General features: G+C 37.3%; 19 protein-coding genes and 2 pseudogenes. 8 read left to right on the top strand and 13 right to left on the bottom strand.

The features are described from left to right. A pseudogene (locus M948_RS0121880) lies at positions 1 to 550 on the bottom strand (hypothetical protein); the annotation flags it as partial. 213 nt (positions 551 to 763) lie between these two features. On the opposite strand from M948_RS0121880, the gene M948_RS33260 reads away from it, so the two are divergent. The 5 genes from M948_RS33260 to M948_RS33240 are packed head-to-tail and all read left to right on the top strand — an operon-like array spanning position 764 to position 5715. After that, positions 764 to 1513 (top strand): IclR family transcriptional regulator, encoded by a 750-nt coding sequence (locus tag M948_RS33260; RefSeq protein WP_021290806.1) that lies wholly within the window; start codon positions 764 to 766, stop codon positions 1511 to 1513. A gap of 23 nt (positions 1514 to 1536) precedes the next feature. Then, complete coding sequence (locus M948_RS33255) at positions 1537 to 2490, top strand: sugar kinase (protein ID WP_021290805.1); 954 nt, start codon at positions 1537 to 1539, stop codon at positions 2488 to 2490. A gap of 13 nt (positions 2491 to 2503) precedes the next feature. Next, on the top strand, positions 2504 to 3133 hold the full coding sequence (locus M948_RS33250; RefSeq protein WP_021290804.1) for a bifunctional 4-hydroxy-2-oxoglutarate aldolase/2-dehydro-3-deoxy-phosphogluconate aldolase: 630 nt from the start codon (positions 2504 to 2506) through the stop codon (positions 3131 to 3133). An 18-nt stretch (positions 3134 to 3151) separates the two neighbouring features. Continuing rightward, positions 3152 to 4300: a galactonate dehydratase gene (gene dgoD / locus M948_RS33245; protein WP_021290803.1), complete on the top strand. Its 1149-nt coding sequence runs from the start codon at positions 3152 to 3154 to the stop codon at positions 4298 to 4300. A gap of 56 nt (positions 4301 to 4356) precedes the next feature. Beyond that, positions 4357 to 5715 carry a GntP family permease gene (locus M948_RS33240; protein ID WP_021290802.1) on the top strand — a complete coding sequence of 453 codons (1359 nt, stop codon included), beginning with the start codon at positions 4357 to 4359 and terminating at the stop codon, positions 5713 to 5715. A gap of 342 nt (positions 5716 to 6057) precedes the next feature. On the opposite strand, the gene M948_RS33235 is transcribed toward M948_RS33240, so the two are convergent. From M948_RS33235 to M948_RS33225, 4 genes are all read right to left on the bottom strand, one after another. Beyond that, positions 6058 to 6369 carry a hypothetical protein gene (locus M948_RS33235; RefSeq protein WP_021290801.1) on the bottom strand — a complete coding sequence of 104 codons (312 nt, stop codon included), beginning with the start codon at positions 6367 to 6369 and terminating at the stop codon, positions 6058 to 6060. A gap of 181 nt (positions 6370 to 6550) precedes the next feature. Further along, positions 6551 to 7972 (bottom strand): carbon starvation CstA family protein, encoded by a 1422-nt coding sequence (locus M948_RS33230; RefSeq protein ID WP_021290800.1) that lies wholly within the window; start codon positions 7970 to 7972, stop codon positions 6551 to 6553. A 130-nt stretch (positions 7973 to 8102) separates the two neighbouring features. After that, on the bottom strand, positions 8103 to 8441 hold the full coding sequence (locus M948_RS42555; RefSeq protein ID WP_021290799.1) for a membrane lipoprotein lipid attachment site-containing protein: 339 nt from the start codon (positions 8439 to 8441) through the stop codon (positions 8103 to 8105). 184 nt (positions 8442 to 8625) lie between these two features. Further along, a complete protein-coding gene (locus tag M948_RS33225; protein WP_021290798.1) occupies positions 8626 to 9207 on the bottom strand; it encodes an LOG family protein in 582 nt (193 codons plus the stop codon). A 209-nt stretch (positions 9208 to 9416) separates the two neighbouring features. On the opposite strand from M948_RS33225, the pseudogene M948_RS43840 reads away from it, so the two are divergent. Together M948_RS43840 and M948_RS33215 are read left to right on the top strand one after the other, a co-directional pair. Beyond that, a pseudogene (locus tag M948_RS43840) lies at positions 9417 to 11379 on the top strand (catalase). A 163-nt stretch (positions 11380 to 11542) separates the two neighbouring features. Next, positions 11543 to 12289, top strand: coding sequence for an SDR family NAD(P)-dependent oxidoreductase (locus tag M948_RS33215; protein WP_021290797.1), 747 nt, complete (start codon positions 11543 to 11545; stop codon positions 12287 to 12289). A 33-nt stretch (positions 12290 to 12322) separates the two neighbouring features. Here M948_RS33215 and M948_RS42550 read toward each other — a convergent pair whose 3' ends face one another. Beyond that, positions 12323 to 12910, bottom strand: a complete 588-nt coding sequence (locus M948_RS42550; RefSeq protein WP_021290796.1) for a TetR/AcrR family transcriptional regulator — start codon at positions 12908 to 12910, stop codon at positions 12323 to 12325. A 193-nt stretch (positions 12911 to 13103) separates the two neighbouring features. Here M948_RS42550 and M948_RS33205 point away from each other — a divergent pair, with 193 nt between their 5' ends. Continuing rightward, positions 13104 to 14798 carry a methyl-accepting chemotaxis protein gene (locus M948_RS33205; RefSeq protein WP_021290795.1) on the top strand — a complete coding sequence of 565 codons (1695 nt, stop codon included), beginning with the start codon at positions 13104 to 13106 and terminating at the stop codon, positions 14796 to 14798. A 43-nt stretch (positions 14799 to 14841) separates the two neighbouring features. On the opposite strand, the gene opp4C is transcribed toward M948_RS33205, so the two are convergent. The 7 genes from opp4C to M948_RS33170 all read right to left on the bottom strand — a co-directional run bounded on the left by opp4C (position 14842) and on the right by M948_RS33170 (position 22432). Beyond that, the gene (gene opp4C, locus M948_RS33200; protein ID WP_021290794.1) at positions 14842 to 15765 is read right to left on the bottom strand and encodes an oligopeptide ABC transporter permease; all 924 of its coding nucleotides are present in this window, start codon (positions 15763 to 15765) and stop codon (positions 14842 to 14844) included. A 10-nt stretch (positions 15766 to 15775) separates the two neighbouring features. Next, the gene (locus M948_RS33195; protein WP_021290793.1) at positions 15776 to 16744 is read right to left on the bottom strand and encodes an ABC transporter permease; all 969 of its coding nucleotides are present in this window, start codon (positions 16742 to 16744) and stop codon (positions 15776 to 15778) included. Between the two features lie 108 nt (positions 16745 to 16852). After that, complete coding sequence (locus M948_RS33190) at positions 16853 to 18643, bottom strand: peptide-binding protein (protein ID WP_021290792.1); 1791 nt, start codon at positions 18641 to 18643, stop codon at positions 16853 to 16855. Positions 18644 to 18730: 87 nt separating this feature from the next. Continuing rightward, complete coding sequence (locus M948_RS33185) at positions 18731 to 19768, bottom strand: ABC transporter ATP-binding protein (protein ID WP_021290791.1); 1038 nt, start codon at positions 19766 to 19768, stop codon at positions 18731 to 18733. Between the two features lie 14 nt (positions 19769 to 19782). Then, a complete protein-coding gene (locus M948_RS33180) occupies positions 19783 to 20754 on the bottom strand; it encodes an ABC transporter ATP-binding protein (RefSeq protein ID WP_021290790.1) in 972 nt (323 codons plus the stop codon). 179 nt (positions 20755 to 20933) lie between these two features. After that, positions 20934 to 21431 carry a hypothetical protein gene (locus tag M948_RS33175; RefSeq protein WP_031335440.1) on the bottom strand — a complete coding sequence of 166 codons (498 nt, stop codon included), beginning with the start codon at positions 21429 to 21431 and terminating at the stop codon, positions 20934 to 20936. Between the two features lie 8 nt (positions 21432 to 21439). Continuing rightward, positions 21440 to 22432, bottom strand: a complete 993-nt coding sequence (locus tag M948_RS33170) for a DUF3231 family protein (RefSeq protein WP_021290788.1) — start codon at positions 22430 to 22432, stop codon at positions 21440 to 21442. Positions 22433 to 22443 lie beyond the last annotated feature (11 nt).

The following is a 22443-nucleotide window of genomic DNA, read 5'->3' as shown; positions in this document are numbered from 1 at the left end:
CGCCGGTAGGTCCTTGCAGGCCAGTAGGTCCGGTAGAGCCTGTGATGCTATCCCCAGTGGCTCCGGTAGGGCCAGTAATTCCCTCAAAAATTAGCTCGTAGGAACCTGGATTATCATTCGGATTGCCTGAAGGAGGTGCAACGATAACACGATAAATTCGTCCATTATAGGAAATGATATCACCAACTTGATAATTTCCTACGTCATTCGGATCATAAGGAATAACATCACTAAAACCAGGTCCAGTTACTCCAGTAGGACCAGTAGGTCCAGTAACACCAAAGTCACCGGTTATCCCAGTAAACCCTCCTACATAACCCCAGGGAAAGAATGAATTATTAATTTCATTTATTATGGTTCCACTAATCTCGTCACAACAACATCTATCTGGTTGTCTATTGCATTTATAACAGAAATCAGGTTCATCATTATGTTCTCTATCATGGTCGTGATGATTATCATTGAAATGTCTACAATATCTACAATTATGTTTATTTGCCTTACAATTGCATCTTCGTCTATGAAAAGGTGGATGTTTAGATCTAGACATTGTCATTTCTCCCTTATTAAAAATTGGCTCCTATATCGTATTAAAATTCAATTACGATAGATTATTATACCAACCCAATTTAGGAGTTTTATTGAAAATAGGCTAAATGAATTGTATATATGTATTTGACTAAAACGCTTTCTTATGGTAAATTACTTTCAAATGAAATCATATATATGAATTAAAATCACATATATAAATTGAGGAGATGCTATGTCAGTAAAATCTGCGAAACGAGTACTTGAGATTTTTGAAGTATTGTCTCATTATCAGCAAGGCTTAACGATTAAAGAAATTAGTGTGAAGTTAGAAATGCCACAAAGTAGTACTTTTAACTTGTTAAGGACATTAAAAGAAGAAGGTTATGTACGACAAGACCTTCAAAAAAAATACCGATTAGGAGAAAAATTGATTCCTATTGGCACAAGTGCAATGGAATCTTTAGATATTTATTCCATCGGTTTGCCTTATCTTCAGCGGTTAATGGAATCGGTTCAAGAAACCATCTTTATGGCTGTATTATCTGAGGATGAGTTAGTGTACATTGCAAAAATAGATACAAATCGATCTATCCGTACTACGGCACAGCCTGGATATAGGAAACCGTTGTATTGTACAGGTCTAGGAAAAACTTTCTTGGCTTTTATGGCAGAGGATAATAAGAATCAGTTGTTAAATCAAATGGAATTAAAGCCGATTACTGCTCGAACGGTTACAGAACGAAACGAGCTGGAGAAACAACTAAAATTATTTCAAAAATTGGGTTACAGTATTGATGATGAAGAAAATGAGGAAGGCCTATATTGTTTAGCTGCCCCAATTTACGGTAGTAATCAGGGAATTATGGCTGCTATTAGTGTAGCTGGACCTAAGCAACGCATGCAAGTACGGACAGAAATGATTATAGAGGAATTGAAAAAAACTGCTCGGCATATATCAAAAGGAATTGGTTATTCGGGATAGTGAACAGGAAGGAGGTTTCAAATTTGGATGTTGTTGCAATTGGTGAAACGATGGTATCCCTTACACCTGAAAAGGCGGGATTGATGAGGCATGCAGATTCTTTTATTCCAAAAGTTGCTGGTGCTGAAACAAATACATTGATTGGACTTAGTAGATTAGGTCACTCTACTGGTTGGATAAGTAGATTAGGAGAAGATGAGTTGGGGGCAATGGTTCTTAAAGAGGTGAAGGGAGAAGGTGTAGATACTTCATATGTAGAGTTGGACGCTTCAATTAGTACAGGAATGTTCTTTAAAGAAATAGTAAACGATTCCGATGTACGTGTTTATTATTATCGGAAGGACTCAGCGGCAACTAAGATGAATCCAGAAATTCTTAATAGAGAGTATATTACCAAGGCGAAGTATCTATTTATCTCAGGAATTACGCCTGCTATAAGCAGCACTTGTTGTGACACAATTTTTCAGGCAATTAACATTGCTAAAGATAATGGAGTATGCGTAGTTTTTGATCCCAATATTCGTCGAAAGCTTTGGAGCGAGAAAGAAGCAAAAGAAACATTACTACGATTGATTAAACGTTCTGATATCATCCTCCCAGGCAAGAGTGAAGGAGCATTTTTATTTGGAACGGAAGACAGTGAACAAATTAGTAATGCCTGTATGCAATTAGGGGCAAAGTTAACTGTGGTCAAATTAGGGGAAGAAGGCGCCTATTTTCAATCATTAGAGGAAAAAGGGTATGTTCCAGGGTTCCCTATATCAAGAGTTGTAGATCCGGTCGGTGCTGGAGATGGATTTACCGCAGGCTTATTATCAGGCTTATTAGATGGATTGTCGTCTAGAGATGCAGTAGAAAGAGCGTGTATAACAGGTGCAATTGCTACAACAGTTTCAGGAGATTATGAAGGACTTCCAGACAGAAAATTGTTAAAGGAAATACAGCGTAATGATAAGCGAGAAGATGTCAATCGATAATAGGAGTGAAAACATGAATACATTTCAATGGATTAAGAAGGAGAAATTGATAGCGATTATTCGTGGCTATAATACAGCTGACGCTTTAGCTATTGCCAAAGCTCTTTATGAAGGTGGAATTACAACACTTGAAGTAACGCTAAATAGTGAATCTCCTCTCCAAACAATTGAAAAAATAAGAAATGAATTGGGCAATGAAGTTAAGGTTGGGGCTGGGACGGTTCTAGACTCTGAGTCCGCAAGATTGGCTTTATCAGCCGGAGCGCAATTCATATTATCTCCGTCCTTAGATATTGATTCGATCAAATTAACAAAACGATATGGTGCAGTTAGTATCCCTGGAGCATTTACCCCTACAGAAATTGTTACAGCATTTCAAGAAGGAGCAGATATTATTAAAGTGTTTCCTGCGTCTTCATTGGGACCTAATTATATAAAGGATCTACAGGGCCCATTATCTCAATTAAAGCTTTTACCTACTGGAGGAATAACGCTTGAAAATGTCGCATCGTTTATTCAGAAAGGGGCTATAGGAGTAGGACTAGGAAGTGCATTAATTCCTAATACGTGTGAAGTGACAGCAGACTATTTATCTACTGTTACAAAAAAGGCAAGCGCTTTTACAGGTGAGATAACAAAATAAAAGGTTAGGAGGATAAAAATGAAAATAACCAATTATAGACTATATCAAGTACCGCCTCGTTGGCTTTTCTTAAAAATAGAAACGGATGAAGGAATTGTTGGTTGGGGCGAACCCGTAATTGAGGGAAGGGCTGCAACGGTAAAAGCCGCTGTGGAAGAATTGATGGAATATTTGATCGGTAAAGATCCACAGCGAATCGAAGATCATTGGAACTTAATGTACCGCTCAGGCTTTTATCGAGGCGGACCAATTCTAATGAGCGCTATTGCGGGTATTGATCAGGCGCTTTGGGATATTAAAGGTAAATTTTATAATGCACCAATCCACCAGCTGCTTGGTGGAGCTTGTCGTGATTCAATTAAAGTATATTCATGGATTGGTGGGGATCGTCCTGCTGATGTAGGGGCAGCTGCCAAAGAAGTAGTAGACCGAGGTTTCCAAGCTGTGAAAATGAATGGAACAGAGGAATTACAGTATGTTGATTCCCATCAGAAAATTGACCAAGTAGTTGAACGATTTGCTGTAGTCAGAGAGGCAGTTGGTCCATATATAGGAATAGGTATTGACTTTCATGGAAGGGTCCATAAACCAATGGCCAAAATTTTAGCAAAAGAACTAGAGCAATTTCGACCAATGTTTATTGAAGAACCTGTGCTTCCAGAAAATAACGAAGCATTACGAGATATTGCTAATCACGTTACAACCCCCATCGCTACAGGAGAGCGGATGTTTTCAAGGTGGCAATTTAAAACAGTTTTAACAGAAGATTATGTAGATATTATCCAACCAGACTTATCACATGCTGGAGGAATTACGGAATGTAAAAAAATTATTTCGATGGCGGAAGCTTTTGATGTTGCAGTTGCACCGCATTGCCCGCTTGGCCCAATCGCACTTGCCGCTTGTTTACAAGTAGACGCAACTTCGCATAATGCTTTTATTCAGGAACAAAGCTTAGGTATTCATTACAATGTTGGCAGTGATTTACTAGATTACATTAGTGATAAAGATGTGTTTAAGTATGAAGAAGGCTTTGTCAAAATACCAAATGGTCCCGGCCTTGGTATTGAAGTTAATGAGTCTCATGTTCAAAAAATGACCGAAGATGCTGAGCACTGGCGAAATCCAGTATGGAGACATCAGGATGGTTCAATAGCAGAATGGTAAAATTACAATACCATTCTGTAATATTATGTAAACGTTAACAAAGAGGGGGAGAAGGAATGACGGATACAACAATGCTCATTTTAGTTACTATATTGGGAATTGCTTTATTATTATTCTTAGTTATGCGTTCCAAATTGCAAGCATTTGTTGCATTATTAATCTCAAGTCTATTTATCGGTATTTTTTCTGGAATGGATCTTACCGAAGTCATCGCTACAATGGAAGAAGGAATGGGTGGAACATTAGGCTTTATAGCTGTTGTTGTTGGCCTTGGTGCGATGTTTGGCGAGATGCTCCGAGTGTCAGGTGGAGCTGAAAGGTTAGCCTTAACATTAATTAAGAAGTTTGGTGAAGGGAAAGTACAGTGGGCATTAGGTCTGACAGGATTTATTGTGGCTATACCAGTATTTTTGGATGTCGCACTAGTTATATTAATTCCAATTGTCTATAGCTTGGCACAAAAAACAAAGAAATCATTACTTTATTTTGGTATTCCGTTATTGGCTGGATTAGCAGTTACTCATAGTTTTGTACCACCTACCCCTGGGCCAATCTCTGTGGCTTCTATCTTAACTGCAGATTTAGGTTGGGTTATTTTGTTTGGTATTCTAGCAGGTGTTCCAGCTATGATTATTGCTGGGCCAATGTTTGGGAAATATATTTCGAAAAAGATACATCTAGAGGCTCCTGCATATATTACTGAAAAGCAATTACAAGAACAAGTAGATAATAATAATAGAGAGCTACCTAGTTTTGGAATGGTTGCAGCTCTTATTATGATTCCACTGGTTTTAATCTTAATTAATACCGTATTTGGACTAGTATTGGAAGAAGGGACATTTGTTCATTCTGCACTTACCTTTATTGGACATCCTTTCGTTGCACTTACGATTTCTACATTATTAACTTTTTATTTTCTTGGTACAAAACGAGGCTATACAAAAGAAGAAGTTCAAAATATTGCTACTAAATCATTGGAGCCTGCTGGGATTATTATTTTAATTACTGGTGCGGGTGGTGTATTTAAACAAACATTAATTGATAGTGGTGTTGGAGATGTATTAGGAGAAATGATGGCAACATCAAGTATGCCATTAGTATTAGTAGCATTTCTAATTTCGACATTTGTACGAGTCGCACAAGGGTCTGCTACTGTTGCAATGATTACTGCTGCTGGATTAATTTCACCAGTTATTAGTATGATGGATGTTTCTCAACCGATGCTTGGATTACTTGTTATTTCAATTGCTAGTGGAGCCACTGTATTCTCTCACGTAAACGATTCTGGTTTCTGGTTAGTAAATAGATTCTTTGGTATGAATGAAAAGCAAACATTAAAAACATGGACCGTGATGGAAACAATTATTGGACTTGTAGGATTCTTAGTAGTATTTGCCATTAGTTTCTTTGTTTAATAGAATAGTAATGATAAAAGGTGGGGGATGATTCCACCTCCTTTTATCATTTATGTGAGTCTGTGTATAGACCATACGGTTGGAGGAGTTGTTGCAGTTCCGATATTTAGGTTAATTGTTAACCCCTCAACTTGATAAAATAAGCCCAGAACATCGTCCGCTGTTAAATTACGCCAGTACTTAAAGTCACAGAAGCACTACCGAGAATTATTCTTAGGTTTAATAAAAGTGCAATAGTAACATTTAATACAGGAAAAAGGCCAGTTACAATAATCGTAACAGTTGGTGATGTCCTCCTAATTACAAAAGATGAATTAACAGCTGCACCAATTTGTGCAGTTATTACTGTTGTTTGATAACTAATGGTGACTTTGATAGAGTATCTTCCGGTAGTAGCGTTAAATCCTGTTCTAGTATAAAAGGACTTGTAACTGTCCAATTTCCTGATTGAGTGGAGGCATTTATTGTCGATTCTGATGTTCTTTGAGCGGAAAATCCTGTAGAAAGTACATTTGGTCCTGTTGATGCTATACTTCCAGTTGCACCTGTGATGCCATTGTTGCCTTGAGAGAAGGGGGAAAAGAGTATGGTATTTATAATATGTTGAGGATTATCATTATCACCATAAAAATTATTATTGTTATCTCTGGGCATGGACATACTCCTTCTTATAATAAGATAATCATTATATCTTATTATAAGAAGGAGTAAAAATGAGTGATATTTCTAATCCTAAATTGAATATTTTAAATGGATTTCAGTACAACATCGATTATTAGAAAATAAAAAAGCCTGTCGATAAAATGCGGACATCCACTTTATCGACAGACAGTGATTACATATCAACTGTTAAGTTATTGGCTCTATTTGTTCTTGCTTTCTTAAAGAATAAGAAGGTGAGAATAATGGTGAAGATAAATCCAATAATGAAAGAAGTGTTCAAGTCTAAACGGAAACCAATTTGTGCGTTTAGAATATAAACAAACACCATATAACTCATGAAAATGGCTGGAACCATAGAAACGAAATAATTCTTACCTTTTACAAATAAATACATGGTTGCTATCCATAATGCGATAACGGCAGTTGCCTGATTTGCCCAAGAAAAGTAGCGCCACAAAATATTAAAATCAATTTTAGTTAAAATATAAGAAACTGTAAATAAAGGAATTGCAATTGCTAATCGATTAAACACTTTTTTCTGACCAATGTTCAAGTAGTCTGCGATAATGGAACGTGCAGCACGAAATGCAGTATCTCCTGATGTAATAGGCAGTACGATAGCTCCTAAAACAGCTACAGTTCCTGCTACAGCACCTAATAAGGTTATTGCGATTTCATTAACGGCAGCAGATGCTGTTCCCTCTGCAATTACTTGACTAAGAGTTTGTCCATCAAATAGACTCATGGCTGCGGCAGCCCATATCATTGCAATAATTGCTTCGGCAATCATCATTCCGTAAAAAATATATCTTCCTTGTGACTCCTTTTGTGTCGTTCTAGAAATTATTGGTGATTGTGTCGCATGGAACCCTGATAATGCTCCACAGGTTATCGTAAAGAATATCATTGGTATAATTGGTAAATGATCCGGGTGCATATTAGTTATCGTCAATTCAGGAATTGTGTAATCAGAAAATACTAACGAAACTCCAATGGCTATTGTCCCAATTAATAAGACAGCGCCTAGAATAGGGTAAATACGTCCAATAATCTTATCAATTGGTAAGATGGTAGACAAGAAGAAATACAGGAAGATGATTCCTAATATAACCCAAAAGGCGACGTTACCATCTAGTAAAATATCAATTAAAGAAGCTGGTGTTGTCACGAAAACGGTTCCAACTAAAATTAATAATAAAAGAGAAAATGCATTTACAATATGTCTGGAAAACTTACCTAGGAAACGGCCTGCTAATTCAGGAATATGTGCTCCTTTATTTCGTATGGATATCATACCGGTCAGATAGTCATGAACGGCTCCAGCAAAAATGGAACCGATTACAATCCATAGAAAAGCAACAGGACCAAATAGAGCGCCCATTATCGGTCCAAATATTGGGCCTGTTCCAGCGATATTAAGCAATTGAATCATTGCGTTCTTTTGTTTATTCATTGGTACGTAGTCTACGCCATCATGATTGGAGTAGGCAGGCGTACTTTTTTCATCTGTTGGTGCAAAAAGTTTATCAATAAATTTACCGTATGTGAAATAAGCAATAATTAGTATAATAATAGATACAATAAACGTAATCATTCGATGCCCTCCTTTGATGTATGCGTTGAAAACGTTTACTATACCTATTATATCTAGTTATTATAAATAATCAAGTCATTTTTTGACGTTCAATAGCGAATTTTAAGGGATTTTGTCAGACTTGGTGTATTCAGTTAACTATACCATTATAAAGTAGTCCTTCATTAAATTGGATCAGCTTCAATCTATTTGTCTTTTTAATATAGATTGATTTATATTCTTTTTCCCCACTTGTGTTGTTTTCGATTAAGATAACACGTTTGTAAGGATTATCTGCTACTATCTTTAACTCAAATATTTCCAGATCAACGTTTTTTCGTATAATGGGATATTCAGGTAAGTCCTGCAAAGCACTTGTTGTTTTTATTGTTGGCTGAGAAGATTCTTCAGAAACACTTGCTGCAGATTCGTGATTACTGCATGCTGTTAGTAGCAACAAACCACATACAAATACAATAATTTTTTTCATTATTCAATACTCCTTTACACAATGGATGGTTATAACTTATGTGATGTCTAGTTGTTATCTTGATAGTTTTAGAATACGTTTTAACTCTTAGAAAACATTGTGTATTTTATTAGAATTTGCTAAGAATTTGAAGGCTTGGATAAATTGAAAAACAGACCAGATAGGTCTGCTTTAAAATCACCATTTAGGTTTGACTTTTAGTAATATATGTTTTAGTAGGTGGGGCAACATACGCTATAAAGTTTCTAAGTAGGGTTGAGGCATTTTTATCAATGATTACCATATCTCGATGTTTCTTTTCCATAAAATGTTCATCCGTCATATGTTGGAATAATGAAATGAGTGGATCAAAATAGTGATTGATATTTAATAGTCCACAAGGCTTTTGATGAAGGCCGAGTTGCGCCCAGGTGAACACCTCAAAAAATTCTTCTAGTGTTCCGGGACCACCAGGCAATGCGATAAATCCATCAGCAAGCTCTGCCATTTTCATTTTTCGTTCGTGCATAGAATCGACAATAATGAGTTCCGTTAAGCTTGGGTGAGAAATCTCTTTCTCCTTCAAAAATTGAGGCATTACCCCAATAACATGTCCGCCTCCATGTAATACAGCATCAGCAACAGCCCCCATTATCCCTACACTGGCACCACCGTATACAAGAGCAACATTTTGTTCGGCGAGTTTACTTCCAAGTTCTTTTGCCTGTTGAATATAATCCTCTGAAGCACCATTTCTTGATCCGCAAAAAATAGCTAATCTCTTCATTCTATCGCCTCCAATCCATATATAATACTAAGTATATAGGACAAATAATAAGTTGTTAATAGTTCTCTAATCTTATCATGCCAAATACTCACGGACCAACGCTATAAATGGAATCATAGAATAGGAATAAACCTTATCTTTAATGAATAGGATTTAGTGGATAACACATCATGTACGTTTGTAATGGCAACAAGAGGAGGCTGTACATCATGAACAGGGAGAACAGTCGGGTTCATGAAAATAAACAGCAAAAACAACTAAACGAATTTGTACGAAATAATTATGGAAAAGAGATGACAACAGAGGGAAGTGTTAAGATATCCGATGATGAGAATACATTAAAAGCAGGAGAATGTGGTCCACAACTTCTAGAAGACTTTGTAATGCGTGAAAAGATGACTCACTTTGATCGTGAACAAATACCAGAAAGAGTTGTTCATGCCCGCGGTTATGCCGCACATGGCTATTTTCAAGTATATGAATCACAAGAAGAACGTACATCGGCAAAGTTTTTACAAGATCCAGTATTTCTTCGTTTCTCTCAAGTAGCGGGTTCAAGAGGGGTAAATGAAACCAATCGAGATGTTCGAGGATTTGCCACCAAGTTTTATACCGAAGAAGGAAATTTTGATTTAGTTGGTAGTAACATCCCGGTATTCTTTATTCAAGATGGTATTAAGTTTCCTGATCTGATACATGCAGTGAAGCCAGAACCACATAATGAAATTCCTCAAGGTCAAACAGCTCATGATACGTTTTGGGATTTTATTGCTAATAATCAAGAATCTGCACATATGATGATGTGGATTATGTCTGACCGGACGATTCCAAGAAGTTTTCGAATGATGGAAGGTTTTGGGGTTCATACATTTCGGTTTGTGAATGAAGCAGGAAAGTCAGGGTTTGTGAAATTTCATTGGAAACAAAACTTGGTGTACACTCATTAATTTGGGATGAAGCTGGTAATTATCCGGAATGGGAATTGGGGATCCAAGTCTTAGAGGAAGAAGACGAGTATAAATTTGATTTTGATATTCTGGATGCTACAAAAATTTTGCCAGAAGAGGACGTTCCCGTAACAGCGCATTGGAAAAATGGTTTTAAATAGGAATGTAGATAATGTATTTGCGGAAACAGAACAAGTAACACTACACCCAGGTAACATTGTACGTGGTATTGACTTTACGAATGATCCTTTATTACAAGGACGGTTATTCTCCTATTCAGATACTCAATTTTATCGGGTAGGAACAAATTTTAAGGAGCTGCCAATTAACCGTCCAATTTGTCCGGTCCATAATAATCAACGAGACGGGGCTGCAAGAATCACTATTGATAAGGGTCAAGTAGCTTACCATAATAATTCGCTTGCCAATAATACACCTTATACTGTACCAGGGGATAAGGGAGGATTTGTAACATATCCTTCAGCTGTAGAGGGGGTGAAAACTCGAAAAACAGTGAAGAGTTTCTCTGATCATTTCTTACAAGCTCGCTTATTTTGGAACAGTATGACAAAAGTGGAGAAAGAACATATGACAGGTGCATTTAGTTTTGAACTAGAAAGGTGAATCGTATCTCAGTAAGACAGCAAGTGGTTAATATGCTAGGAAATATTAGTAGTAGTTTAGCTGCTTCTGTAGCTACGAATTTAGGCTTGGAATTCCTCAAGTGAAGGAGTCATTCATAACAAAAAAATCACCAGCAGTAAGTATGGCTAATACTACCTTTTCGCCAAATACATTGCGAATAGGTGTAATTATTGCTCATGGATTTGATGAGCAAAAAACGAATCAAATATTAGATCAATGGAAAAGGATGGGACTTCAGCCGGTAATTATTAGTGAAAAACTTGGGAAAGTAAGAGGGGCAAATAGTACAGAATGGAGAGTAGAGGATAGTTTTCTTACTGGTTCCCCTTTATTATATGACGGATTATACGTGGTAGGTGGAGATGCAGAAGGAACGACATTTAACTGGAAAACCAAATCCTATGTAGTTGAAACATACAATCATTATAAACCAATAGGGCTAACACAGAAAGGAGCAACTATCATACAACCACTCGGTATTATTGGGCAGCCAGGAGTATTGGTGGAAGAAGAGTCAACTCCATTTGCAAATGACTTTACTAAAGTAATGACAAAACAGCGTTTTTGGGTACGAGGATAACAGAACGGATAGATTGATAGGATCTCCCTCCTGATCCTAGAAATAGCTTTCGATGAAAGCTATTTTTTTGTTTGATAATTTACACATAGTAAATTATTTGTCAATTTAACCGATCCAATGTTATACTTCTAATGTTCGAAAACAAGAAAGGGATGAGGACAAGATGGGTCGATTAGAGAATAAAGTTGCTATCATTACCGGTGCTGCAAATGGGATGGGAGCTATGGAGGCAAAATTATTTGCAGAAGAAGGAGCAAAGGTCGTTGCAACAGATATACAAACAGAAGCTGTAGAAAAGATTGTCAATGAAATTAAAGAAAATGGTGGAGATGCGATTGCTTTTAAGCATAATGTAACTTCAGAAGATGAATGGAAACAAATCATTGCAGCAAGCATCAATGCATATGGAAAGATTGATATCCTTATTAATAATGCTGGTGTTTCTAGTCCAGATACGATTGCTACAATGGAAATGGTGGATTGGAACAAGGTAATGGATATTAATTTAAACGGCTGTGTTATTGGAATGAAATATGTGATTCCGGAAATGCAGAAAGCTGGTGGTGGTTCTGTTATTAATATTTCTTCTATTGGAGGAATTGTAGGAATGGCTGGGACTAGCCCTTATACTGCTGCAAAAGGTGCGTTACGTTCGTTATCTAAATCAGCAGCCGTAGATTATGCGAAAGACCATATCCGCGTTAATTCACTGCACCCAGGTATTATCGAAACGCCGATGACCGCACCTTCAATGAAGGATGCGATGCAATACTATCAAACATTCACACAACTACCTTATCTAGGTAAGCCGGAAGACGTAGCTTATGGCGCTTTATTCCTGGCATCGGATGAATCTCGTTTCATGACAGGAGCAGAATTAGTTATTGATGGTGGTTGGACAGCATTATAATAGATAAAATCCAGACGATATCCATCGTCTGGGTTATTGATATGGACCATTTACAGACAACCGAAGCAGTGTTTTGGCCATCTCTTGTTTTGAATAAGGATAATGATTTTCTATCCACCAAATAATCACATCAAAAAATGCTGCTGTTGTAAATACAGTAATCATTTCTTTCGGTGCGGATAATTTTGATTCGTCAGGAGAAACCATGGTTACCCCTTCTTTAACAAAATGATAAAGCTCTGATTTAAATCCTTTGGCAAAGGGAGAATCTGTATTATTTACTAGCAACGATTCATAAAAAGCTTGATTGTCGAGAATATGTTCGAATAAATGAATGAATATGTTATGGTCGGTCATATCCATCCCATTCATACCTCTTAATGGAGGTTGCACATTTATTTTTTCACGAAGGTCTTCTAGAATTATATTTGATACATATAGAATGCATTGATCTAAATCATCAAATCGCAAATAGAATGTTTGACGGGTTATACCCGCTGTGTCACATAATTCTTTTGTCGTTATCTCACTGATTTGTTTTTCACTTAGTAAACAAATCAGTGATTTTTTTAATTGTTTCATTGTTCTTCGTATTCTAGCGTCTCCAGTTGTTTTCTTCAATTATTATCCTTCCTCATAAATAAAACAATTGATTACAGCTAAGTATATCGATTTTATGTAAATTCATCAACTTCTTTCCTGTAGGCAACAAATTATTATATTCATTCTAATAGATATCAATTTTACTTATATATCACCCGATATTATAAATATCTAATCCATAAAAAAGATGAAAGAGGGGGGACGGGAATAAATGGAGAAATTAATGAATTTTAAGCGATTGAAGAATAAGTTATATGTTAGCTTCTCAATTGTGATTATTTCAAGTTGTTTATTAGGAGTTTATCATTTTATTTCTGTAGGAAAGACGAATCAACAAGTCGAACAGATGATTCACGAAGACTTTCGACTTGTGCAATATGGCAATGACATAAATGTAAACGTAGCAAGCCAAACTGGACTGGTTAGAGGATTTTTGCTCTACGAGGATGAAGCGTATCGTGAGCAGTATTATCAGATGCAGGAAAATAATTCCGTATTGGAAAACAAAATCTTAGATCTTAGTAATGTTGGAGAGGTTAACACGTTAGTAGATTTGAAGAATCAGTGGGAAGCGACAGTGGAGAAGGTATTCAATCTTTATGATAATGGGAATTTAGAAGAAGCGTTGTTTTTGATGACGGAAGAAGTAGAGCCTTTGGAATCACAGTTTAGAACAGGAATCGAACAATTACTGGCTGCAACGGAAGAAATGGCTACAGCAGATGGTCAAGCAATTATTAGTGATGGAAAGACGACTTATATTGTTATCATTGCTGTTACATTGTTGGTAGCAATTTTAAGTATTGCTATTGAGCTGTTTACGGTGCGGCTGATCACAGCACCAATATCAAAAGTATTGCGGCGAATGAAGCAAATCGCGAAAGGGGAATTAAATCATCAGCCGTTAACTACAATTTTAAAAGATGAGTTAGGTCAGTTGATACATATCACGAATGAGATGAATCAGAATACCAATCATCTGTTAGGTAGAATACAAACTGTCTCGGAGACAGTAACTAGTCATAGCAGCTATTTGGCAGAATCAGCAAAGGAAACAAAAGCAGGTTCTGAGCAAGTTGCAACAACGATGCAAGAATTATCTGCTGGAGCAGAAACTCAAGCTGATAGTGCAGGTGATCTAGCGACGAATATGGAAGTTTTTGTATCGAAGGTTCAAGATACACATGATCAAAGTAAGCTAATTGAGCAAGCTTCAGGTGAGGTTTTAACCATGACAAAAGACGGTGACCAGATGATGAAGTCATCTTCAAAACAGATGCAGCGAATTAACGAGATCGTTAAAGATGCAGTAGACAAAGTAGAAGGATTAGATACCCAATCTCAAGAAATTTCCAAGCTTGTTACTGTAATTAAAGATGTGGCGGAACAAACAAATCTTTTGGCTTTAAATGCAGCGATAGAAGCTGCAAGAGCAGGAGAACATGGGAAAGGGTTTGCTGTCGTTGCGGATGAAGTAAGAAAATTAGCAGAACAGGTAGCAGGTTCTGTCACCGTTATTAGTAATAATGTTTCACAAATACAAGGAAATTCAAGTGAAGTAGCTGAATCTTTGGTGAGCAGTTATAAAGAGGTAGAAGAAGGGAATGTACAAATCAAGATGACCCAGGAAACGTTTGATGGGATTCAGTTGTATGTAACAGAAATGGTCAATACCATTAGAACGATGACAGCAAATCTTTCAGAAATGTATGGGACGAGTAATCAAGTGAATAACTCCATTCAAGAAATTGCTTCCATAACGGAGGAGTCCTCCGCAGGTATTGAGCAAACCTCAGCTGCTGCACAACAATCTAGCAGTTCAATGGAAGAAGTAGTAGATAGTTCAAAGCAATTAGCAAAATTAGCTGATGACCTCAACGATTTGATTCGTCAGTTCCAGCTTTAATCTAATAAAGAGGGTTCCCTATTAGGGCCCCTCTTTATTATCGTTATCTTCGATTACTTTTTGGATCAAAGGCGTCTCGTAATCCATCACCGATGAAGTTAATCGCTAGCACTGTTACTAAAATGGCAACTCCTGGTGGAATCCATGCTTCTGGATGATCTCTTAAGATACGTATATTCTGAGCTTCAGATATCATATTTCCCCACGTCGGTGTAGGTTGGGGAATACCGAAGCCGATAAAGCTTAGACCTGATTCAACAATAATATATGTTGCCATCATTAACGTAGCATTCACGATAATTGGTCCAATTGCGTTAGGTATAAAATGTTTTAATATAATACGTAAATCACTTGCTCCGATTGCACGTGCACCGAGTACAAATTCTTGTTCACGTAAAGATAGATATGTAGCCCGAATAATTCGTGTGAGATTAGGCCAAGAAGTGATAGCGATAATTGTTACAAATAGCCCAATCGTAACTTCCCCAATAATCGCCATAATGGTTAAAACGAGTACAAGAAAAGGAAGCATAAGCATAATATCAGCTGCACGCATAATTACACTATCAACTTTGCCTCCATAATAGCCAGCAATGGATCCTAGTAATACGCCGATAGCCAATGTGAAGAACATCGCACTAAATCCGACAATCAGAGAAATACGGCCACCATAGAGTAAACGAGCAAAGTTATCTTGTCCCTGTCCATTTGTTCCTAATATATGTTCGTCAGTAGGGCTTTTTTCAATTTGAAATAAATCTGTTGCAACAGGGTCCTGATCCGTGAATAAAGGGGCTGCTGTACAGGTGATGATGATGAGTAATAACACAAATACGCTAATCACTGCTAATTTATTTTTAATAAACCGTTGGAAAGCTAGCTGTAATGGACTTTTATGTTTCTTTGCATTCGTTTCTGGTAAATTTTCCGGTTCTGTAGGTAAGGTACTTTCTGTGTTCGATTGCATTTTATTCACCTCAATCGTATCGAATTCGTGGATCGACAATACTATATAAGATATCAGCGATTAAATTACCAACTAATATGAGAACGCCAAGAATCATAGCTATTGCCATAACTACCGGAAAATCACGATTTACTACAGAGCTTAAGAACAATGTTCCAAGACCAGGATATTGAAAAACTTGTTCCGTAATTACCGCTCCACTTAACAATACCCCTATTTCAAATCCCATTAAGGTAATGATGGGGATAAGTGCATTCCGAAGTGTATGCTTATAGAGGACATTACTATCTGACATCCCCTTTGCCCTTGCTGTTCGTATATAATCACTTCCCAGTACGTCAAGTACTTCAGATCGCATATATCGCATATAAGTAGCTGTTCCAGCTAACCCTAGTGTGATTCCTGGTAATACCATATGATGGATTCGATCCACAAATGCTTCAAATCCAGTAATACCAGGGGTGGACAAAGTACCTTGGGATGGGAACCACCCTAAATTAATCGACAAAACGTAAATAGCAATTAATCCGAAGAAGAAGTTTGGAATGGCCAAGCCTAGAAATCCAAAGCCAGTAGCACCATAATCCAATAGAGAATAAGGTTTTCTTGCAGAATAAATGCCAATAGGGATAGCGACGATAATGGTTATGGCTAAAGAAAATAATCCTAAATATAATGTATTTGCAATTCTATCCTCAATTAATTGTGCTACGGTGCGGCCGTTAAAAATTAATGAATCACCAAAATCGCCCTGCGCTGCAGAACTAATCCAGCGCCAGTATTGAACATAAATTGGATCATTTAATCCTAAAGCTTCTCGCTGCTGCTCGTACACTTCTGGGTCAACATTTGGATCGGCTAATGATTTCCCAGTTAAAGCATCGCCTGGAGCTAGCTGAGAAAGCCCGAAGACAATAATTGTCAATGCGAATAGCATAGGGATAAATACCAAAATTCGGCGAATAATATATTTATACATCCTATTCCCCCTTTCATTCTTTGGCAGGTTAACCATCTAACATGCTTTGGTTTTTCTTTAAAAGAAAGAGCATGCGTATGCGCACGCTCCTTCCTCCATTTGTTTACATTATTCGGTAACCCACCATTTCTCTGGATCATTAATAAAGGAGTAAGGCATCGGGTCGACTCCTTGTAAACGTTTGTTAAAACCGTAAATTTTATTTTGTGCATACAATAGAAGAGCTGGAAGATCTTCAGAAAAAACAGATTGCCATTCACTATATTTCTCTTCACGATAAGCTTGATCAAATGCCTCAGGAGCCTGCATTGCTTCTTGCATTAATGTTTCTGATTGTTCGTTATTCCAACGTGAATAGTTATAAGCAGCATCTGCTCCCCATAAACCGGATGGATCTGGATCACCGCTTCCTAAGCTCCAGCCTAATAAATATAAATCCCAATCCGTATTATCATTCGTTAATTCTTCTACATAGGCGGTCATTTCTTTTGGTTGGCGTAATTCAATTTTAATGCCAACATCTTCTAAGAATTTCTGCAAAATTGGTGCTGAGTCTTCACGAAGCTTGTTACCAGTAGGGTAATTAAGGTTGACAACCCATTCTTCTCCATCTGGGGTCTCGCGGAATCCATCATCATTTGTATCCACATACCCAGCTTCGTCAAGCAGTGATTTTGCTTTTTCAGGATCATAGGTGTATTGGGTAACAGCGTTCTCGTCATATGCCCAGAATTGCTGTGCGATTGGTGCATTGATGACAGAACCATGTCCATATAATAAGTTATCAACAATGGCTTGGCGATCAATTGCATACGCCATAGCCTGACGGATTTTTTGCTCACCCATATCTTCATTTGCTTCCCAATTTTCTGGTTCTAACTTTCCTGCTTCAACATCCGCATCTGAACGATGATTTACCTTAAAGCCCATTAATTGATAACCGAAATCTGTTTGTTCAATTAACTCGATATGTTCGACACCAGCTACACTTTCATAGTCTGCAGCAGGGACGCCGTTGGGATCAGCGATAAAGTCAATTTCGCCATTTTCTAATAGTCCTAACATGACAGATTGTTCTACAATGCGCCAAACGATCTTATCCAAATAAGGCTCTGACTTCCAATAGTCTGCATTCTTCTCTAATACATATTGTTCACGATCAAGCATCTCTGTGAATTTAAATGGACCTGTTCCTATTACTTCACCAGCATTTAACGTGGCTGGGTGTTCGGGTATTTCTGCTATCGGCACATCTCCAAAGATATGTTCAGGTATAATTGGGAAAGACACGTCTTTCAAAATGGTTACGTTCGGCTCAGCGAATTTAAACGTAACTGTGTGGTCATCTTCAGCAACAACACCTTCGAATTCATCGGTTTCGCCACTATTAAATGCTTCATAACCTTGTAAACGGACAACATAATCTGTTCGGATACCACCCGCTTCAACATAACCGGGACTTGATATTGCTTTGTACGTATACACGACATCTTCTGCTGTAAATGGTTCTCCATCATGCCAAGTCACACCTTCTTCAAGTGTAAGTGTAATCTCGGTTTGGTCTTCATTAATTTCCCATTCTTTCGCCAAATTAGGTTCGAATTCCAATTGTTTGTTCTGGCTTAGTAAGCTCTCATGTGTAAAGGATAGAATATTATCTTCATATGCTTCCTCATAAAATATAGGGTTAAATACTCCAGCAGGTGCAGTATCCATTGCTCCTGTCAACGTTCCACCCATTTGCGGCTCGCCACTTGCTGCTTCATCCTCACCTTCATCTGAACCTTCTGCTTCTGACTCATTTGGCTGGTCTCCAGAAGATCCTTCACTGCAAGCAGCTAAGACAATCCCAAACGTTAATACGAGTGCTAATACGAATAACCAATTCTTTTTCATCATTACAATCCCCCTTATCTTTTTGGATATAGCTCAAAACCACTACATACCTCTTATTCATCACCCCCAATACGTAATGAAGCGATGGGTTTATCTTCCTTGATCATACAAATGACAAGCAACATAATGCCCATCTCCCATATCTGTTAATTCAGGCCTTTCAAGTGCACATTTTTCGTGAGCATGTATACAGCGTGTTCGAAATGCGCAACCTGATGGAGGATCAGCAGGACTTGGAAGATCTCCAGTTAAATGAATTTTTTCGCGACGGTGTTTCACATCAGTTGAAGGAACAGACGAAAGTAATGCTTTAGTGTAAGGGTGAAGCGGATTATCGTAGAGAGGTTTCTTCGGTGCGATTTCTGCAATGCGACCAAGGTACATTACCGCGACCCGGTCACTAATATGTTTTACGACACTTAAGTCATGCGCAATAAAGAGGTAAGTAAGGTTAAATTCATCCTGTAGATCAGCCATTAAGTTTAACACTTGTGCCTGAATGGAAACATCCAATGCAGAAACTGGTTCATCACAGATGATAAACTTAGGATTTAATGCCAAGGCTCGTGCAATACTAATTCGCTGCCGTTGCCCGCCAGAAAACTCATGCGGATATTTTGTTCGATCACTTGCACGTAAGCCAACTTTTTCTAATAAATCGATACATTTTTGTTTCCGTTCTGGTTTTGTTGCAGAGGATTGGACGAGCAAGGGCTCCTCAATTAATTCTCCAACGCTCATTTTGGAATTGAGAGAAGCAAACGGATCTTGAAAGACGATTTGCATATTTTTTCGGTAGTTTCGTAGTTTACGATTACTTAAATGAGAGATATCCTCTTTATCAAATATAATTTCTCCTTCTGTTGGTTCTAATAGACGAAGGATCACTCTTCCCAATGTGGATTTTCCAGAACCAGATTCCCCAACAAGTCCGAGTGTTTCCCCTTGTTTTATCGATAATGATACATCATCTACTGCTTTAACATGACCAACAGTATGTTTTAGAATGCCGCCTTTTATTGGAAAATATTTTTTGATATTCTTTGCTTCAACAAGGATTTCATTCCCTTGATTTTGATTATGTAACTGACTTGTTTCGTTATTGGTTAATTGCTGTTCCAATGCCATTGTTTTCTTCCCCCTTAGTCATAAAGATAACAGCGAACCTTATGGTTAGGTTCAATAGATAGCAAATCGGGATTTGATCCGTAACATTGATCCATTACATGTGGACAGCGATCTGAAAACCGACATCCCTTGGGAAAGCTATGGGCTGGTGGAACGGTACCTCTAATTGCTCCCAATCTTTTAACCTCTTTTTCTAAGCTTGGAAGACTATCTAATAAACCATTTGTATATGGATGTTTCGTATGTTCAAATAGATTTTCTACCGATGTTTCTTCAACTACTTGACCGCCATACATAACGAGCACACGATCTGCATATTCGGCTACGACACCTAAATCATGCGTAATTAAGAGAATCGACATATCTAGTCTTTCTTTCATTTCTTGTAATAAGTCTAAAATTTGTGCTTGTATGGTGACATCCAGTGCAGTAGAAGGCTCATCTGCTATTAGTAGTTTTGGTTCACATGATATCGCCATGGCGATCATTGCTCGCTGTCGCATGCCTCCAGATAATTGATGGGGATATTCATTCATAATCTGTTCTGCGCGTGGAAAACCAACCAGCTTTAATAACTCGATCGCTTTTTCCCTAGCTACTTGTTTCGTGTATTTCTTATGTTTTCTTAAGGTTTCAATAATTTGATTTCCAATGGTGTACACCGGATTTAGCGCAGTCATTGGTTCTTGAAATATCATAGCAATATCATTTCCACGAATTTTGGTCATCTGTTTACCGGATTTAGTTAACAAGTTTTCATTATGAAGATGAATGGTACCTTCTATGATTCTCCCCGGTTTATTTATCAATTGCATGATGGAGAGGGAAGTAATACTTTTGCCACTTCCAGATTCCCCGACAATTGCTAATGTTTCTCCTGGTGCTATGGAAAAGTCAACGCCATCAACAGCTTTAGCAACTAAGTCATTGTCCAAATAAAAGTAGGTCTTTAATCCTTCTACTTCTAATAATGGATTTTGAGTCATTGATTTCACCTCAACGTATTGTAAGTAATATGTACTAATGATTAGGTAAATTATATAATAAATACGAATTATTTCAATAGTTATTTAAAAAAGAATTTTTAAAAAATAAAATATTTAGCCAATATTTTTTCTTTGATAATGTAAAACTCTCGAGTTTTATTGCTATTTCTCGAGAGTTCTTATGTTTTTTTCACATCTTTATTATAAATTTTTAAAAGAATCCACTGAATGCAAGCACCAATACTTAACCCGATTGGTAAAAAGAGAATTGGCAGCCATACCGGCCCAATTAAGTATCCAAACAATGTTAACTTTGTAGAAAACATTAAACCAACCGTTACAAAATAGGCGGAAAATACTAACGGCAAGTAGGAAAAAGGTTTTTCTCCGCCTCCAGCATCTTTATAAGCATCCCAAATTCCGAAAAAATATAAACAAGGATAGAACATGAGCCATAAATAGTTGGTAGCTTCAATAGCCTCATCAATTTTAAATTGAAAACTTAACATAATTAAACGATTAAAATTTCCCATAATATTAATGATAAATTCTAACCCTATTAATACTAAGCCCTTAACATATTTTTGATTAAGTAATTGACCAAAGCCTGGCAATGCAATACTCCATAAGAGGACCTCTAATTTTCTGCTTCTCTTTGGTAGTTTTGACTTCTGCATAGATGATCCTATTTTGCCAGATCTCTTCGATCAGCAGCCATTGGAGGTTGTTCAAGCCATCCATTTTTTATCAAAATCTTATTCCCCTCATTTGCATACTTTCCTACTTCGGCGATTAGTCTTGAATAATGGACGCTTAGGTCATGTCTTGGGCTTGACGATAGAGCTACACCGTATTGCCCCATACTAGAAGCGATGAGGTTAGACACAAATGTCATCATTAATCGATCAGAAAAAGGTGCCACGGTGGAATCTGTAACTTCAGATGTTAATAATAAGGCTGATTCAGATAAGAATTCTTCATGTAAGATCGAAGTAAAGATTTCGAAGTGCTTTCCAGAAATATCTCTCCCTCTTTCAAAAAACTTTCTTACTTCTTTTGAGGCTGCCACCTGACTAAATCCCGTAATTAACGCATGACCAATTGCATTTCTTTTGGCATGGAATACCAAGTTTGTAATCTCGACTCCAAGCAGTGGTCTGCGTTCGCCTATCCAACCATTAATAAAATTTTGTTTATTAACAAATTCAATTTTGGTTTGTTTTGGGATTTGTGGACTTCCTATATATAATCCTTTTTGTTTCTCTAACTTTTTTGCCTGTTTATTTAATTTATTTGCTGCTTCGATATTGGTCGAATAATAGCTAATAACATCTTCACGGTCGGAAACAGTTAACCCCAAGCCATAGGAATTCATCATAAAATCCGTCATGTTATAAACGTATTTTAAATATAGCTGGTCAGAAAATAGGCGTGGAGCTTGAACATTAACATCCTCGGTTGTAAATGCATGTGGAAGAGGATGATTTGCACGATGAAATAATTCTTTAATATGTTCGATATGCTCTTCCACTAAAGCTAATGTCTGCTCAAGAATCTGTTTAATATCTGGATCGTCTACATGATTTAAGAAAAAGTGTAACCCACATTTCGATACGGTGTCATATTGGTAGGACGTCCACAAAGGTGAAATATCTGCTGCTGAAAAATTATTGCTCAAATGTATTACTC

It is taken from the genome of Virgibacillus sp. CM-4, assembly GCF_000445495.1.
Taxonomy (GTDB): Bacteria; Bacillota; Bacilli; order Bacillales; family Amphibacillaceae; genus Virgibacillus; species Virgibacillus salexigens.
This window is presented reverse-complemented; position numbering and strand designations above follow the sequence as displayed.

Bases quoted from the DNA above. Each gene is read 5' to 3' on its own strand.
- M948_RS33260 (WP_021290806.1), top strand. From the start codon at position 764: ATGTCAGTAAAATCTGCGAAACGAGTACTTGAGATTTTTGAAGTATTG.
- M948_RS33250 (WP_021290804.1), top strand. From the start codon at position 2,504: ATGAATACATTTCAATGGATTAAGAAGGAGAAATTGATAGCGATTATT.
- dgoD (WP_021290803.1), top strand. From the start codon at position 3,152: ATGAAAATAACCAATTATAGACTATATCAAGTACCGCCTCGTTGGCTT.
- M948_RS33240 (WP_021290802.1), top strand. From the start codon at position 4,357: ATGACGGATACAACAATGCTCATTTTAGTTACTATATTGGGAATTGCT.
- M948_RS33235 (WP_021290801.1), bottom strand. From the start codon at position 6,369: ATGCCCAGAGATAACAATAATAATTTTTATGGTGATAATGATAATCCT.
- M948_RS33230 (WP_021290800.1), bottom strand. From the start codon at position 7,972: ATGATTACGTTTATTGTATCTATTATTATACTAATTATTGCTTATTTC.
- M948_RS42555 (WP_021290799.1), bottom strand. From the start codon at position 8,441: ATGAAAAAAATTATTGTATTTGTATGTGGTTTGTTGCTACTAACAGCA.
- M948_RS33225 (WP_021290798.1), bottom strand. From the start codon at position 9,207: ATGAAGAGATTAGCTATTTTTTGCGGATCAAGAAATGGTGCTTCAGAG.
- M948_RS33215 (WP_021290797.1), top strand. From the start codon at position 11,543: ATGGGTCGATTAGAGAATAAAGTTGCTATCATTACCGGTGCTGCAAAT.
- M948_RS33205 (WP_021290795.1), top strand. From the start codon at position 13,104: ATGGAGAAATTAATGAATTTTAAGCGATTGAAGAATAAGTTATATGTT.
- opp4C (WP_021290794.1), bottom strand. From the start codon at position 15,765: ATGCAATCGAACACAGAAAGTACCTTACCTACAGAACCGGAAAATTTA.
- M948_RS33195 (WP_021290793.1), bottom strand. From the start codon at position 16,744: ATGTATAAATATATTATTCGCCGAATTTTGGTATTTATCCCTATGCTA.
- M948_RS33190 (WP_021290792.1), bottom strand. From the start codon at position 18,643: ATGATGAAAAAGAATTGGTTATTCGTATTAGCACTCGTATTAACGTTT.
- M948_RS33185 (WP_021290791.1), bottom strand. From the start codon at position 19,768: ATGGCATTGGAACAGCAATTAACCAATAACGAAACAAGTCAGTTACAT.
- M948_RS33180 (WP_021290790.1), bottom strand. From the start codon at position 20,754: ATGACTCAAAATCCATTATTAGAAGTAGAAGGATTAAAGACCTACTTT.
- M948_RS33175 (WP_031335440.1), bottom strand. From the start codon at position 21,431: ATGCAGAAGTCAAAACTACCAAAGAGAAGCAGAAAATTAGAGGTCCTC.